This window comes from Halorubrum sp. B52 (assembly GCF_059752555.1).
Genome location: NZ_MWTG01000008.1, coordinates 250,908 through 266,334, shown reverse-complemented (window position 1 = coordinate 266,334; position 15,427 = coordinate 250,908). Strand labels below are relative to the sequence as shown.

The following is a 15,427-nucleotide window of genomic DNA, read 5'->3' as shown; positions in this document are numbered from 1 at the left end:
TCGGCGCCATGAACCGGTGTATTGATTTACGACAGCGTTCGATACCCGACCGGTTGTGACAGATAGTACCGAGAGCCCCGATCTCCAGCGTCGGAGCGGGCTCAGACGACTGAAGGAGGGAACCTACGGCGGCCTCTTCGCCGCGTGCGCGGCGGTCACCCTGCTCACGACGGTCGCGATCTTCGTGACGCTGCTGTCGGACGCAGTGGTGTTCTTCCAAGAGGTAGCGATCGCCGAGTTCCTGACCGGCACCAACTGGAGCCCGAACCCGGCCGGCGGCGGGCAGGCGTTCGGCATCATCCCCCTGCTGATCGGGACGATCGTCGTGACGGTCACGGCGGCGTTCATCGCGCTGCCCGTGGGGACGCTGACGGCGATCTACCTCAGCGAGTACGCGACGCCGAACGCGCGCTCGATACTGAAGCCGCTCCTCGAGATCCTCGCCGGCATCCCGACGGTCGTGTACGGCTACTTCGCGCTGGTGTACGTCACGCCGGCGCTGAAAGCGACGCTGTTCCCGGAGATAAGCACGTTCAACGCCCTCTCGGCGTCGATCATGGTCGGCATCATGACGATCCCGATGGTGTCGTCGATCTCGGAGGACGCGATGAGCGCGGTCCCCGACGACCTCCGGCAGGCCGGCTACGGTCTCGGCGCGACGAAGTTCGAGGTGTCGACCGGGATCGTGGTCCCCGCCTCCATCTCGGGGATCGCCTCCTCGTACATCCTCGCGGTGTCCCGCGCCATCGGCGAGACGATGATCGTCGTCGTCGCGATGGGCGCGCAGGCGCGGATGCCGGCGGTCCGGGAGGCCGCCTTCGGAATCCCGTTCATCAACCCCGCCGACGTCCTCCTGGACTCCGGGATGACGATCACCGTCGCGATGGTGCAGATCGCCGGCGGCGACCTGACGGGCGGATCGATCCCGTACGACTCGATGTTCGCGCTCGGACTCACGCTGTTCGTGGTGACGCTCGCAATGAACGTGATCAGTGACATCATCGCGCAACGCTACCGGGAGGAGTACTGATGGCGACGGACAACGCGACCTCGGGCGGGTTCGGCGAGGTGAGTCGGGTCCGAGGGGTCCTCTTCGAGTACCTCTCGCTCGGCGCGAGCGTGATCGGACTCGTCGCGCTCGGCGTGCTGCTCGTGTACGTCACGATCGACGCCTTCAACCTGGCGAACGCCAGCCCGGAGTGGCTGCTGACGTACTTCCTCACCCTCGTCGCTCCGTTCCTCGCGTTCTGCCTGTACAGCGCGAACGACTCGACGGTGACCCGGCGGTCCCTCGCCGCCCTCGGCGGGGGGCTCGTCGCCGTCGCGGTGCTTTTCACCGCGGTCGAAGCGCTCATTACACCGATCCCGCGACTCAGCTGGCAGCTCGCGTACCTCTTCGTCGTCGCCGTGCCGGTCACGGCGTACCTCGCGTACGTCGGGAGCCGCGGACGGGTCGGCGCGGTCGGCTTCGGGCTCCTCGGTCGGCTCGTCGGCGGGGTCGCGATCGGGCTCGCCGTGGGAACGCTGTTCTTAGTGTTCGACCCGCTGTTGTGGTTCCTCGCGTACACCCTCGGCGTCCTACCGGGCGTCGCGCTGTACGCGTACGGCCGGTGGCGGTCCGCGGACCGGGCGGCGGGCGCGGCGGTTCCGGTCGGGGCCCTCGGGCTCTTCGCCGCGGTGTTCCTCCGCGACGTGATCACCGTGTTCCCGTCGGACCTCATCATCTACCTCTGGACGATCGCGGTCCCGGTCGCGGCCGCCGGCGCGTACCTCGTCGCCGACCGGAGCGGCCGGACCGTCGGGGCCGTCGCCGCCGGCCTCCCGCTCGCCGTCGCCGCCGCCGGGGGCTTCCTGGCCGCCGGCGCCGGGCTTCCGGCGTCGATCGTCCTCCTCGTGCTCGCCCTGACCGGCGTGCCGACGGCGGTGTACGTCTCCCGCGTGGTCGAGGTCGGCGACGGGGTCGTCGGACTGGCCCTGCCGCTCCTCCTCGCCGCGGGCGTGGTCGCCGGGGCGCTGATCGTCGAGGCGTGGGGCGTTCCGGCCCCGGACCCGTGGCTCGACGCCAGCTACGTCACGGAGGCGCCCTCCCGAACGCCGGAGGACGCCGGGCTCTACCCGGCGATCGTCGGCTCCGTCATCATCATCGCGCTGGTCGCGGTGCTGTCGTTCGTGCTCGGCGTGGGGACCTCCGTCTTCCTGGAGGAGTACACGGCCGGGAGCGGCCTCGTCGGGTCGCTGACGCGGCTGCTTCAGGTGAACATCGCGAACCTCGCCGCCATCCCGTCGGTCGTGTACGGCCTGCTGGGGCTGGGGCTGTTCGCGAACCTGCTCGGGTTCGGGCTCGGGACCGCGGTGACCGCGTCGCTGACGCTGTCGCTGCTCATCCTCCCGATCACGATCATCTCGGCGCAGGAGGCGATCCGCTCGGTGCCGGACGACCTGCGCCGGGGGTCGGACGCGATGGGCGCGACCCGGTGGCAGACGACCAAGAACGTCGTGCTGCCGGAGGCCCTGCCCGGTATCCTGACCGGGACGATCCTCGCGCTCGGGCGGGCGATCGGCGAGACCGCGCCGCTCATCATGATCGGCGCGGCGACGACGGTGTTCAGCGCGCCGAGCAGCCTCTTCAGCCGGTTCAGCGCGATGCCGATGCAGATCTACGCGTGGGCGAACTTCCCGCAGGCGGAGTTCCGCTACGGCGTCGTCGCGGCCGGCGTGATCACCCTGCTGATCATCCTCATCGGCATGAACGGAACGGCGATACTGCTGCGGAACCGCGCGGAGCGGGGGACCTAACATGAGTAACACACGATCGAGCGACTCGCTCATCACGACGGACGTAGAGACCGAATCGAACGACCGGACGGCGGGCGCGGAGCGGACCGCGGTGGCCGCGCGCGACCTGAACGTCTTCTACGGGGACGAGCAGGCGATCGACGACGTGTCGATCGAGATCCCCGAGAAGCGCGTGACGGCGCTCATCGGCCCCTCGGGCTGCGGCAAGTCGACGTTCCTCCGGTGTATCAACCGGATGAACGACATGATCGAGGTCTGTCGCGTCGAGGGCAACGTGGAGTTCGGCGGGAAGAACGTGTACGACGACGACGTCGACCCCGTCGCGCTGCGTCGGAAGATCGGGATGGTGTTCCAGAAGCCGAACCCGTTCCCGAAGTCGATCCGCGACAACGTCGCGTACGGCCTGAAGATCCAGGGGTACGAGGGCGACGTCGACGAGCGCGTCGAGGAGTCGCTGAAGGCCGCCGCGCTGTGGGACGAGGTGAAAGACCAGCTCGACTCCTCGGGGCTCGACCTCTCCGGCGGGCAACAGCAGCGGCTCTGTATCGCCCGCGCCATCGCGCCCGACCCGGAGGTCGTCCTGATGGACGAGCCGACGTCGGCGCTCGACCCCGTCGCGGCGTCGAAGATCGAGGACCTCATCGACGACCTCGCGGAGGAGTACACCGTCATCATCGTCACCCACAACATGCAGCAGGCGGCGCGCATCTCCGACCGGACCGCCGTCTTCCTCACCGGCGGCCGCCTCGTCGAGTACGACGACACGACCAAGATCTTCGAGGACCCCGAAGAACAGCGCGTCGAGGACTACATCACGGGGAAGTTCGGGTAGATGCCCCGCGAGAACTACCAGGAGCGGCTCGAGGGGCTCCGGGCCGACGTGGTCGCGATGGGCGAGCTCGTCGGCGAGCGGTACGACGCCGCGATCGAGGCCGCCGCGACCGGCGACGACGCCCTCGCGCGGGAGGTGATCGAGGGCGACCACGAGGTGAACGAGACGTACCTCGGCTTGGAGGACGACTGCACGGAGCTGCTCGCGCTCCAGCAGCCCGTCGCCGGCGACCTCCGGCTCGTCGCGGCCTCGTTCAAGGTGATCACCGACCTCGAACGCGTGGCCGACCTCGCGACCAACCTCGCCGGCTACGGCGGCCCGGACGGGGGCGTCCACCCGGCCGTCGAGTTCCGCGAGCTCGGCTCGCGGGCGGGCGAGATGGTCGCCGACGCGGTCGCCGCCTACGAGGCGGGCGACGCCGAGGCGTGCCGGGAGATCGCGGCCCGGGACGACGAGTTCGACGAGCGGTGTCGCGAGGCGAGCGAGGCGGTCGTCCGAGAGCTGCTGGAGGCCGACCGCGCCCGCGCCGAGGCGGCCGCTGAGGACGGGAGCGACGGGACCAGCGACGCCGCCGACGCCGAGGCGCTGGAGGCCTCCCTCGACGAGGTGTCGCGCGCGCTGCTCGCGGTGCGCGACCTCGAGCGCGTCGCCGACCACGCGGTCAACGTGGCGGCGCGCACCCTGTACATGGTCGAGAACGACGACGAGCTGATCTACTGACGAGAGCGCGACCGTCGCGGCCTCGGCGGCGCGGTCGAACTCGCGCGCGAAGGCCGCCGGGCTCGACGTCGACGGTGGTTCACCCGTGAACCGGCGGGCGTTCGCCCCGCCGCCGCGGTGTCGCCGCACCGATCCTGCATTATCGATATCGAGGGTTAGAGGGGCTGAAAGCCAACATTTAACGGAGCAGAGCCCCTACCAGATCCCAGATGAACGAGACGTTAGAGCGTCGCATTCGACGCCACAACACGAGCTTCGATCGCGACACCGGACATATCATTCTGCCTAGTGAACGACTCGCCGCCCGCTGGTTCCACGGCGTCGCGGACGCCGCGGAACGGAACGACGACCTGAAACCGCTCGCCGAGCTCCGCATCGGGATCGATCCCGACAGGGACCGAGCCACCGTCATCAACGAGCGGGCGACCGACGGGGTCCGGGCCGCGCTCCCGCCGAGCGGCGAGGCGCTGCGAGCCGGAGAGGCCGAAACGCTCGAACGGTACGGGTTCGACGACGACGAGGCGACGCTGCGGGCGGACGTCGAGGCGCTGACCGACGTGCGGCTCGGGAGCGACCCGGAGCCGGCCCTCGCGTAACGGCGTCCCCTTCCGCGGGGTGCCGATCTTCGACGAAGTGACGACTCCGTTCGCGGGAGTCCGACCGCCGATCTTCTCCGCTCCGTTCGGACGCGGCCTCCAGAAGTCATAATCGCCTCCGAACCTACGGGGTACGCGTGACGATACTGCAGGAGCTCATCGGGGATCAGTCGCTCGCCGTCTGGGTCGCGCTCGGCGCGATCGGGTTCCTCCTGACCTGGAAGGGGGCCAACGTCATCGAGTCGACGACCTCGAAGATCAGCGACCACTTCGGGGTCTCGCAGGCGATCCAAGGCGGGCTCATCGTCGCGGCCGCGACGTCGTTCCCCGAGCTCGCGATCATCGTCATCTCCGTGCTCGTGCTCGGCGAGTTCGGCGTCGGCGCGGGGGCGCTCATCGGGACGGCCGTGTTCAACATCCTGGTCATTCCGAGCGCCGTCGCCATTACGAGCGGCGACACGTCGACGACGCAGGGGATCGTCTACCGCGACGCCATCTTCTACATGGTGGCCGTTCTCGCCCTCTTCGGCGTGATCGCGATCGGCGTCCTCGGGACGGACGGCCGGGAGCTCGCGCGGATCACCCCGCAGATGGGCGTCGGGCTTCTGGTGCTGTACGGCGTGTACGTCATCTTGCTCGTCGGCGAGAAGAGCGGCGCGTCGGATTTGAAGCGGACGGAGTCGACGAACGTCCCGAAGCAGGCCGGGCTGTTCGCGGCCGGGCTGGGCGTCGTGCTCGTCGGCGTCGAGTCGATGGTCGGCATGACGATGGAGCTCTCGGCCGCGCTCGGCGCGCCGCCGTTCCTCGTCTCCGTGACGGTGCTGTCGGCGATGAGCTCGTTCCCCGACCTGCTCGTCGGCGTGAAGATGGGCAAGGCGGGCGACAAGCGGGCGGCGGTCGCGAACGTCTTCGGGACGAACACGTTCAACCTCGTCGCGGCGCTGCCGATCGGCGTCGTCCTCGCCGGCGGCGTCTCGATCGGCTTCCTCACCTCCGTGCCGCTGATGATATTCCTGTTCTACACCACCCTCGTCGTCGTGGTGCTCGCCGCGACGGACTTCGAGATCACCACAGAAGAGGGATACGTCTTCCTCGCGATGTACGTCGCCTTCATCGGGTGGATGACGAGCGAGGCGCTCGGGGTCACCGCGCTGCTTACCGAGGAGACGCTCCGGACGATCGTCGGGTGACCGAACCCGACCGACGCGCCGGCGGACTCCGCGGCCGTCGGCGTCCGGCTACGGCGTCCGGACCCGAACCTCGATGCCGTCGGCGTCGGTGACGGCGATCCCGCGGTCGCGCTCGTCGACCGCGATCTCGGCGTCACTGGCGGCCGCGACCGCGTCGAGTCGGGTCCGCACCGCGTCCAGCGCGTCGGCGTCGGGAACGACCACCTCGAACCACGCGAGGCCGAGCCCCGACGCGGGCGTCGTCCGCCCGCGCCACGTGTTCGCGGCGAGGTGGTGGTGGTAGCCGCCCGCCGCGACGAACCTGACGTTCGGCCCCGTCATGCCGACCTCGAAGCCGATCCCGTCGACGTAGGTCGACTCGAACGCCGACAGCGACGTCGCCTCGAGGTGGACGTGGCCGACGTCGGTGCCGGGCGGGGCGCGGTCGACGGGCGAGGAGCCCGCGGAAGCGTCCGACTCGCCCGCCGCGGCGGCGACGCCTTCGACGTCGAGCGGGTCGGTCGCCATCCGCACCGTCCCGTCGCCGTCGGTGGGCCACTCCTCGCGGGGGCGGTCGCGGTAGATCTCCACCCCGTTCCCCTCCGGGTCGTCGAGGTACAGCGCCTCGCTGACGAGGTGGTCGGAAGCGCCGTCGAGCCGCCAGCGCTCGCGCACCCGGCCCAGCGCCTCGCCGAGCGCCGCCCGGGAGGGGACCCGGAACGCGGTGTGAAAGAGACCGGCCTCGGTGCGCCCGCGTTCGGGGCGGTCCGGGTCGCGCCGCAGGACGAGCAGGGGCTCGGCGTCGACGCCGAGGACGGCCTCGTCGCCGTCGCGGTCGAGGACCGCGAGGCCGACGACGTCGCGGTAGAAGGCGGTCGTCTCGTCGAGGTCGGCGACGCGGAGCGCGGCGCGGCCGATCCGCGTTCCGGCCGGGAGGCGGTCGTCGGAGTGAGCGTCGGTCATGTCGAGCGGTAGGGACGGCCGCGCGTTCAACGCGTCGATCGCGGACGTCGCGTCTGGAGCGGAGCGGGCGAAAGCCGCGACGAGAGCGGCACGACCGACCGCGACGGCCTCGGCGACACGGACTCTCCCGATCGTCCGTTAGAGTCAAGCGGGGGGCCGACGCAGTACCCGACATGAGCGTCGAACAGGAAGAGCGGGCCATCCGGTGTCTGGTCGCGAAGGTCGGCCTCGACGGCCACGACCGGGGCGCACACGTGATCGCGCGGGCGTTCCGCGACGCCGGCTTCGAGGTCGTCTACTCCGGGCTCCACCGCGCGCCGGAGGACATCGTGCAGGCGGCGGTCCAGGAGGACGTCGACGTGCTCGGGATCTCGATCCTCTCGGGCGCCCACAACACCCTCGTCCCGAAGGTGATCGAGGGGCTGAAGGAGTACGACGCGTTCGAGGACACCCTGATCCTCGTGGGCGGGATCATCCCCGACGACGACGAGGCGGAGCTCAAGGAGCTCGGCGTCGCCGAGGTGTTCGGTCCCGGCACGCCGATGGAGGAGACGATCGAGTTCATCCGGAACAACGTGCCGGAGCGGGCGTAGATGGACGGGCCGCAACGCGACGGGTCGGCGGCGGAGCGGACCCCGGAGCTGAGCGACCGTGACGCCGAGCTCGTCGAGGAGCTGCTCGCCGGGAGCCACCGGGCGCTCGCCCGCGTCATCACGCGGATCGAAGACCGGGCGGCGGGCCACCGGGCGATCGTCTCCGCGCTCCACGGGCACACCGGCGGCGCGGACGTGATCGGGATCACGGGCTCGCCGGGGGCCGGGAAGTCGACGCTCGTCGACAAGCTGGCGGCCGCCTACCGCGAGCGCGGGGACACCGTCGGCGTCGTCGCCGTCGACCCCTCCTCGCCGTACACCGGGGGCGCCGTGCTCGGCGACCGGATCCGGATGGGGTCGAACGTCGGCGACATGGACGTGTTCTTCCGGTCGATGAGCGCGCGGGGCCAGCTCGGCGGGCTCTCGATGGCGACCGCGGACGCCGTGAAGGCGCTCGACGCCTTCGGGAAGGACGTCGTGATCATCGAGACGGTCGGCGCGGGGCAGAACGAGGTCGACGTGGTGCGCACCGCCGACACGGTGGCGGTGCTCGTCCAGCCCGGCTCCGGCGACGACGTGCAGACCCTGAAGGCCGGTATCTTAGAGATCGGCGACGTATTCGTCGTCAACAAGGCCGACATGGACGGCGCGGAGCGCACCCTCGCCGAGTTAGAGGAGATGGTCCACCTGCGCGAGGGGCCGACGAAGGGGCTCGACACGGGCCACCACGGGTTCGACGCGCCCGAACACCCGGACGATCCGGAGCACCCGGACGACCCGGGGGGCTCCGAGGACGACGGCGACGACGCTCCCGAGTGGACCCCCGAGGTGCTCCGCACCGTCGCGAACACGGGCGAGGGCGTCGACGAGCTGATCGCGGCGTTCGACGCGCACGCCGCGCACCTCCGCGAGTCGGGCGAGATCGAGGCGACGAAGCGCCGACGCTACGCCGAGGAGATCCGGACGCTCGTGCGCTCGGACGTGGGCGCGCTCGCGGCCGACGAGATCGATCGCCGCGGCGGGATCGACCGGCTCGCCGAGGCGGTCCGGCGGCGCGAGACCGACCCCTACAGCGTCGCCGCCGAGGTCGTCGCCCCCATCGTCGACTGCGTGGAGACGGACCGGGAGTGACCGACCGCGGGGCGACGGACGGGCCGGCGGCGTGACCGCCTTGCCGGGCCACGAGGTATAAGTCGCCAGCGGACCAACAGGTTTCCATGAAGCTCAGGCACCTCGCAGGGACCGCCCTCCTCGGCGTCGGCGCGCTCGCCGCGGTCAACACCGGACTCCGGTACGAGGGCGAGCTGGAGGCCCCGCTCGACGGCGACGACGGCGTCTTCCGCTGGCGCGGGATGGACGTCGCGTTCACCGAGGCGGGCGACCCCGACGACCCGGACCTCGCGCTGCTCCACGGGATCAACGCCGCCGCCTCCTCCGGCGAGTGGCGCGCGGTGTTCGACGACCTGGCCGCCGACTACCACGTGATCGCGCCGGACTTCCCGGGGTACGGCCGCTCCGACCGGCCGCCGCTCCGGTACTCCGCCGCGCTGTACGAGGACTTCGTCCGCGACTTCCTCGCCGACCTCCACGAGCCGGCCGTCGTCGCCTCGTCGCTGTCGGCCGCGTACGCCGCCGGGGCGGCGACCGGGGACGGGTCGGGGAACGACGCGGTCGACGTGAGCGGCTTCGTCGGCGTCTGTCCGACGAGCACCGCGGGGCCGAGCCAGCCGAAGTCGTGGCTCCGCGAGCTGATCCGGTCGCCGCTGATCGGGGACGCGTTGTTCAACGTGATCGCCTCGAAGCCGTCGATCCGCTACTTCAACGCCGACCACGGCTACGACGACCCGACGAACCCGGGCGAGGAGTGGACCGACTACGAGTGGCGGACGACCCACGTCGAGAACGCTCGGTTCGCGCCGGCCTCCTTCGTCTCCGGCTACCTCAACAGCGACGTCGACCTGGCGGCCGCGCTCGCCGACCTCGACGTGCCGCCGACGGTCGTCTGGGGGCGCGAGGCCGAGGTGAGCCCCCTCTCCGACGGCCGCGAGCTCGCCGACGAGGCCGACGCGCGCCTCGTCGTCTTCGACCGCGCGCGACTGCTCCCGCACGTCGAACACCCGGAGCGGTTCGTCGAGACGGTCCGGGAGAGCCTCGTCGCGGGTGCGACCGCCTGAGACGGGAGCGACGCCGCCCCGGTTCGCCTCGGCGAATCCGAGTATCACGCCTGAACATCGGAGAGCAACCGGTTTAGGTGGGGGTCGCCGAGGCGGGGACATGAGCGACCCATCCCTTCGAGTGCTCTGCGTCGACGACGAGCCGGGGCTCGCGGCCCTCGTCGCGGCGTACCTCGAACGCGACGACGGGATCGACTGCGAGGCCGTCGCCGAGACGGACCCGGACGCGGCGCTGGAGCGCATCGAGCGTGAGGCGTTCGACTGCGTCGTGAGCGACTACGACATGCCCGGCCGCACCGGGGTCGAGCTCCTCTCGGCCGCGCGGGAGACCGAGCCGGACCTCCCGTTCCTCCTCTTCTCCGCGACGGAGCCGGACGCCATCGCGGCCGAGATGGTCCGCGCGGGCGTCAGCGACTACGTCGGGAAGCGCGGGGGCGCCGACGGCTACACCGCGCTCCTGCGCCGCGTCGAGCACGCGGTCGACGGCGGGGCCGGGAGCTTCGAGGCGGGCGGCGAGAGCGAGTCGGCCCCGGCCGTCGACCCCGCGGCCGACGTCGCGCTCGACGGAGTCTGCACGGTCGCGCCCGACGGGACCTTCGAGTTCGTCGGCGAGGAGTACGGGCGGCTGTACGGCTACGAGCCAGAGGAGCTCGTCGGCGAGCGCTGGCAGCGCCTCCACCCGGACGAGGAGGTCGAGCACATCCGGACCAACGTCATCCCGGCGGTGACGGCCGGCGAGCGGTGGACGGGGACGAGCGAGGGGCTCCGCGCCGACGGGACGACGTTCGCGGAGTCGAAGATGGTGAGCACGGCCAGCGACGACCGGCTCGTCATCTCGGTGTCGCCGGTCGAGGCGGTCGGCGGCGGGGCGGCCGCGAGCGACTGAGGCGGTCGCTCGCTCGGCGCTTTCCCCGGCTGCGAGGCGAGCGTCACCGGCGGACTACCGCTCGTCTCGCCGGACGTACAGCGTCTTCTCGCAGACCGCGTGGACGACTCCCTCGTCGTCGACGAGCGAGACGAGGTAGTCGCGGTCGGTCGACTCGCCGGTCGCGAGCGCGTCGCGGATCGCCGTTGTCTCGGCGGCGGGGAGCTCGCACTCGGCGTACAGCGTGTCGCGGCCGGGCTCGAGGAACTCGACCGCGGCCGACTTGTCCCAGACGGTGAAGCCGTCGCCGAGGATCCGGCGGAGCATCGTCATGTACACCGGGTCGATCGCGCCGTAGAGGCTCCCGCCGAAGATCGTTCCGACCGCGTTCCGGGTGCGCCAGTTGAACGGGACGCGAACCCGCACGTAGCGCCAGTCGGCACCGATGTGGTCGACGCGGGCGCCGGTCCCGCGGTAGGCCGGAAGGAGGTTGAAGCCGTGCCGCCAGAGGCGGGTCCGGAGGCTCTCCGCCGGCGGGTCCTCACGGAGGGGGCGGGGATCGGGGTCGCGGTCGACGCCGGTCGGCGAGTCGGTCACGTCCGAGAGGGACGCCGCCGGCGACAAACCCGTGTCGGAACCGGCGACAACGCGCGGGCGGTTGTCGGCGGCGGACGCTCATTTATATACACGGCGGCGGCACGCGCGAGGGAGTCAGGCGCCGGAGCGAAGCGGAGGCGACTGACGAGGCTGGGGAGGTGTGAGGTGCGGTGCTGTGCGTGGCGGGACTCAAAGGGGCAGTCGCCGGCGGCTTCGCCGCCGGCTGCCAGAGGCGCGAAGCGCCTCGCTGTCGCGAGGACTCGCGCTGCTCGCTGCGGTGCTTCCGTCGCCGTGCTTCGCCCTCGCGACTGGGGCTTTGGAGGTGTTCACCGTCGAGCCGCGCTCGACTGTTTATAAGTGATCGACTGGGACTTCGGAAGCGCCTCCGTTGGCTTCGCTTCCACCCGATCTCGCTTCCGCTCTCACGTAGGCGGCCCGAAACGGGTATCCGCGCGCGTCGGTAACCCGACACCGATGGAGTGCGACAAGTGCGGGGCCGACGCCGTCCACCACGCCGCCTACTCCGGGGCGCACCTCTGCGGCCAGCACCTCCGCCGGTCGGTCGAGAAGCGCGTGAAACGCCGGATCCGCGAGGATAATCTCCTCGACCCGGAGGCGACGCCCGAGGACCCCGACCGCTGGGTGATCGGCCTCTCCGGCGGGAAAGACAGCGTCGCGCTGACCCGAATTCTGGACGACGTGTTCGGCGAGGACCCTCGCGTCGAGATGCTCGCCTTAACGATCCACGAGGGGATCGAGGGGTACCGCGACGAGAGCCTCGACGCCTGCGTCGAGCTGGCCGAGGAGCTCTCGCTCCGCCACGAGGTCGTCTCCTACGAGGAGGAGTTCGACGTGCGGATGGACGACGTCGTCGAGAGCGACCCGGAGAACATGGCCGCCTGCGCGTACTGCGGCGTGTTCCGGCGCGACCTCCTCGAGGAGTACGCCGCCGAGTTCGACGCCGACAAGCTGCTCACCGGTCACAACCTCGACGACGAGGCGCAGACGGCGATGATGAACTTCCTCGAGGGCGACGTGCGACAGGTGGCGAAACACTTCGACGCCTCGCTCGGCCCCTTCGACGAGCGCGAGGAGACCGACGCGTTCGTCCCGCGCGCGAAGCCCCTCCGCGACGTGCCCGAGAAGGAGATCGCGCTCTACTGCCACGTGCGCGACCTCCCGACCCACATGGCCGAGTGCCCCCACTCCGCGGAGGCGTACCGCGGCGAGATCCAGTCGACGATCCACGAGTTAGAGGAGAACCACCCCGGCGCCCGCCACTCGATCATGGCCGGCTACGAGGAGCTCTCCGCGCTCGCGGCCGAGGCGTACCGCGAGGGGGGCGACGCCGCCGACGGCTCCCCCGACCTCGGCGAGTGCGAGCGCTGCGGCTCGAAGACGAGCCGCGACGTCTGCCGGAAGTGCCGGCTGCTCGACTCGATCGAGGCGGCGAGCTGATCGGTCTGTCGACGGCGCCGACCTGACCGCGCCGCCAGCCGAGGCGGCGAGCCGAGTCTTCCGTCGATCAGGCGTCGCCGTCGACCCCGCCGAGCAGGTCGAGCTGGTGGGTGAGGTAGACGAGGTCGCCGGCGTCCAGCTGTCGCCGCCGCTCGGCGAGCCACGCGTCGAGGTCGGCGGACGAGAGCGATCCGTCTCCCCCGTCGGCGGCGATCACCTCCCCGACCGCCTCCTCCACGGTGTAGAGGATGTGCCGGAGGAAGAACGCCTCGTCGTCCGGATAGCCGGCCCCGTCGCCCGAAGGGTCGCCCTCGCCGTCGACCGGGCGCACGATCCAGTCCGAGCCGGCGGCCCCGAGGAGCGACGCGCCATCGGTCCCTCGGAGCCGCGCGAGCGCGTCGCCGCCGGCGCGGCTGTTCCCGCCTGGCTTCTCGTCCATGTGTCGGTGGTAGAGCCGCTCGACCGCCCGATCGTCGGGGTACGCCGGGCGGAACCGGGTGCCGCCGTCGAAGGTGATCGGGAAGTAGTACGTTCCGCCGGACGCGAGCGCGCCGAGCAGGGTCTCAAGCCCGTCGAGGTCGAGCACGTCGAGCAGCGCCATCCCGATCAGGGCGTCCGACGCGCCGGCGTGCTCGCCCGCGTACGCGACCGCGTCGGCGGCGACGGGCTCGACCCTGACCGTGCGCGCGTCGGTTTCGACGACGAGCGCGTTCGCCTCGTCGCCCCCGGCGCGCTCGCCGGCGTCGGAGACGTAGACCGACCCCTCCCGCTCCGCCGCCCACTCGCGGAGGAACGGACCGAGCCCGGCGAGCGCCTCCGCGTCGCGGTCGACGGCGACGTACCGGGCCTCGCCGGGCGGGAGCACCTCCCAGTCGATCAGGCGCGCGACCATCGTCCCGATCCCGGCCCCGACCTCCAGCACGCGGAGCGGCCCCTCCCGCTCGGCGGCGCGGTCGGCGAGCCGTTCGCGGAGGAGTCCGACGAGCCGCCGGTCGAGCGCCCGGTCGTCGACGGACCGCTTCGCCCGGAGGTAGCGCCGGAACGCGGCGGTGTCCGCGGCGAGGGCGTCGGCGGCGTCGTCCCCCGTCGAGGGGCCGTCGCGATCGCCCGTCACGTCGCCACCTCCGGATCGGTGGCGTCGGGCGCGTCCGCGACGTCGGCCACGTCGGCGAGGAGCCGCCGGACGCGCGCCGTCGACTCCGCCCAACTCGGGTGGCGCTCGTACCGTCGCCTGGCGGCGCGGCCCATCTCGGCGAGCCGGTCGGGGTCTCCCGCGAACTCCGTTAGCGCGCGGGCGACGGCGGCCGGGTCGTCCGGGTCCACGAGGACGCCCGTCTCGCCGTCCGTGACCGTCTCGTTCGCGCCGCCCGCGAGAGAGGCGATCGCCGGCAGGCCGAAGCTCATCCCCTCCAGGTAGACGATCCCGAACCCCTCGTACCGGGAGGGGACCGCGAGGACGTGGCTCTCGCGGAGGACGTCGGCCAGTTCGGCGTCCGACAGCCGGCCGGCGAAGCTGACGCGGTCGCCGAGTCCGCGCTCGCCGACCAGTCGCCGGACGTCGGCGACGTGTCCCTCGTCGACAGCCCGGCCGACGACGGTGAGATCGACCGCGGCGTCGGCCCGCGCTATCCCCTCGACGAGCGTGTCCAGCCCCTTCCGCGGCTCGATGTTCCCGACGAAGGCGACCCGGAGAGGGACGGGGCCGGGGTCGTCGCCGGACCCGTCGGCAGCGCCGCCGAGGGAGGCGGCCCGCGACGCGATGTCGACGTCGTCGATCGCGGGGTCGAACCGGTCGCCGGCGGGCGGGGCGACGACGGTCGCCTCGGGGTCGACGCCGAGGGCGGCGACGGCGTCGCGGGTCGCCGCACTGTTGCAGACGACGCCGTCGACGGTCGCGAGGTAGCGGCGCTCGACGGCGCGGTACAGCGGTGAGAGCCGCCGGGGTTCGCTCGCGCGCAGGTGGTGGACGACGCTCACGACCGGGTACGGGAGGCCGCGGTTGGCGAGGACCAGCGAGGGGTGCGCGAGCTCGTCTTGGAGCATCACGTCGACGTCGACGCGGAGGCGATCGCGGAGTGACGGGCTGGCGTTGTCCAGCAGCCCGCGGGGGTACGCCCGCCACGGGAGCTCGACGACCTCGACGGCGTCGCCGGCGGCCCGGAGCCCCTCGACCAGCTTCCGGTCGTAGCGGAACCCCCCCGACCGCTCGTCGAGGCTCCCGTACAGCGTGAGCCCGACTCTCATACCTGAGCGTCGTACGTCGCGGCGGCCGCGTCGTCCTCCCAGACGGTCACGGCCAGTTCGGTCACGGTCTCGTCGGTCAACGCGTCGGTCACGCGCTCGAAGATCGCTCGGGCGAAGCGCTCGACGCTCGGATTGCGACCCTCGAACTCGGGGAGGTCGTTGAGCAGCTCGTCGCGGTAGCGGTCGGCGAGGTCGGCGAGCGCCGCCTCGGCGTCGTCGATGTCGACGAGGTAGTCGTGCTCGTTCAGCTCCGGCCCGCGGAACGTCAGCTCCACCTCGAAGCGGTGGGAGTGCGGGACCCCCTCGGGCCCGGGGTCGGGGACCGTGAGGTAGTGCTGAGCCACGAACTCCGTCAGCACCGTCGTCGCGTACATGGACCGATCCACGGACGCGACGCACCTAAATCCGGAGGGCGGCGGT

The 15,427-nt window shown here is 71.6% G+C and carries 16 protein-coding genes; 11 read left to right on the top strand and 5 right to left on the bottom strand.

From position 1 onward, the window contains the following. Positions 1-55: 55 nt before the first annotated feature. From pstC to B4V04_RS07070, 6 genes are all read left to right on the top strand, one after another. Entirely contained in the window at positions 56-1,030 is a 975-nt protein-coding gene (gene pstC, locus B4V04_RS07095) for a phosphate ABC transporter permease subunit PstC (RefSeq protein WP_498230390.1), read from the top strand. Further along, positions 1,030-2,796 (top strand): phosphate ABC transporter permease PstA, encoded by a 1,767-nt coding sequence (gene pstA / locus B4V04_RS07090; RefSeq protein WP_498230389.1) that lies wholly within the window; start codon positions 1,030-1,032, stop codon positions 2,794-2,796. Before pstC ends, pstA begins: the two co-directional genes overlap by 1 nt. A 1-nt stretch (position 2,797) precedes the next feature. Further along, positions 2,798-3,628 carry a phosphate ABC transporter ATP-binding protein PstB gene (gene pstB, locus B4V04_RS07085; RefSeq protein ID WP_498230388.1) on the top strand — a complete coding sequence of 277 codons (831 nt, stop codon included), beginning with the start codon at positions 2,798-2,800 and terminating at the stop codon, positions 3,626-3,628. After that, complete coding sequence (locus B4V04_RS07080) at positions 3,629-4,348, top strand: phosphate signaling complex PhoU family protein (protein ID WP_498230386.1); 720 nt, start codon at positions 3,629-3,631, stop codon at positions 4,346-4,348. It begins immediately after the preceding gene. 209 nt (positions 4,349-4,557) lie between these two features. Beyond that, positions 4,558-4,944, top strand: a complete 387-nt coding sequence (locus B4V04_RS07075) for a hypothetical protein (RefSeq protein ID WP_498230384.1) — start codon at positions 4,558-4,560, stop codon at positions 4,942-4,944. A gap of 137 nt (positions 4,945-5,081) precedes the next feature. Further along, complete coding sequence (locus B4V04_RS07070; RefSeq protein ID WP_498230382.1) at positions 5,082-6,134, top strand: sodium:calcium antiporter; 1,053 nt, start codon at positions 5,082-5,084, stop codon at positions 6,132-6,134. Between the two features lie 48 nt (positions 6,135-6,182). On the opposite strand, the gene B4V04_RS07065 is transcribed toward B4V04_RS07070, so the two are convergent. Then, positions 6,183-7,076 carry a VOC family protein gene (locus B4V04_RS07065; protein WP_498230380.1) on the bottom strand — a complete coding sequence of 298 codons (894 nt, stop codon included), beginning with the start codon at positions 7,074-7,076 and terminating at the stop codon, positions 6,183-6,185. A gap of 173 nt (positions 7,077-7,249) precedes the next feature. Between B4V04_RS07065 and B4V04_RS07060 the strand changes: the two genes are divergently transcribed. From B4V04_RS07060 to B4V04_RS07045, 4 genes are all read left to right on the top strand, one after another. Next, entirely contained in the window at positions 7,250-7,669 is a 420-nt protein-coding gene (locus B4V04_RS07060; RefSeq protein WP_144799645.1) for a cobalamin B12-binding domain-containing protein, read from the top strand. Beyond that, entirely contained in the window at positions 7,670-8,800 is a 1,131-nt protein-coding gene (gene meaB, locus B4V04_RS07055; RefSeq protein ID WP_498230378.1) for a methylmalonyl Co-A mutase-associated GTPase MeaB, read from the top strand. Between the two features lie 86 nt (positions 8,801-8,886). Continuing rightward, a complete protein-coding gene (locus B4V04_RS07050; RefSeq protein WP_498230376.1) occupies positions 8,887-9,843 on the top strand; it encodes an alpha/beta fold hydrolase in 957 nt (318 codons plus the stop codon). A gap of 100 nt (positions 9,844-9,943) precedes the next feature. Continuing rightward, complete coding sequence (locus tag B4V04_RS07045) at positions 9,944-10,729, top strand: response regulator (protein ID WP_498230375.1); 786 nt, start codon at positions 9,944-9,946, stop codon at positions 10,727-10,729. A gap of 54 nt (positions 10,730-10,783) precedes the next feature. Here the strand turns inward: B4V04_RS07045 and B4V04_RS07040 are convergent, their stop codons facing one another. Then, positions 10,784-11,305, bottom strand: coding sequence for a DUF4442 domain-containing protein (locus tag B4V04_RS07040; RefSeq protein WP_498230373.1), 522 nt, complete (start codon positions 11,303-11,305; stop codon positions 10,784-10,786). 474 nt (positions 11,306-11,779) lie between these two features. On the opposite strand from B4V04_RS07040, the gene ncsA reads away from it, so the two are divergent. Further along, positions 11,780-12,763 carry a tRNA 2-thiolation protein NcsA gene (gene ncsA, locus B4V04_RS07035; protein WP_498230372.1) on the top strand — a complete coding sequence of 328 codons (984 nt, stop codon included), beginning with the start codon at positions 11,780-11,782 and terminating at the stop codon, positions 12,761-12,763. Between the two features lie 67 nt (positions 12,764-12,830). On the opposite strand, the gene B4V04_RS07030 is transcribed toward ncsA, so the two are convergent. Genes B4V04_RS07030 through B4V04_RS07020 form a run of 3 tightly spaced genes read right to left on the bottom strand, consistent with a single transcriptional unit; the run spans position 12,831 to position 15,381 of the window. Next, positions 12,831-13,877 (bottom strand): class I SAM-dependent methyltransferase, encoded by a 1,047-nt coding sequence (locus B4V04_RS07030; RefSeq protein WP_498230371.1) that lies wholly within the window; start codon positions 13,875-13,877, stop codon positions 12,831-12,833. Then, a complete protein-coding gene (locus B4V04_RS07025) occupies positions 13,874-15,007 on the bottom strand; it encodes a glycosyltransferase family 4 protein (RefSeq protein WP_498230369.1) in 1,134 nt (377 codons plus the stop codon). Before B4V04_RS07025 ends, B4V04_RS07030 begins: the two co-directional genes overlap by 4 nt. Beyond that, positions 15,004-15,381, bottom strand: coding sequence for a 6-pyruvoyl trahydropterin synthase family protein (locus tag B4V04_RS07020; RefSeq protein ID WP_498230367.1), 378 nt, complete (start codon positions 15,379-15,381; stop codon positions 15,004-15,006). The genes B4V04_RS07025 and B4V04_RS07020 overlap by 4 nt, the downstream gene beginning before the upstream one ends. Between the last annotated feature and the right edge of the window lie 46 nt (positions 15,382-15,427).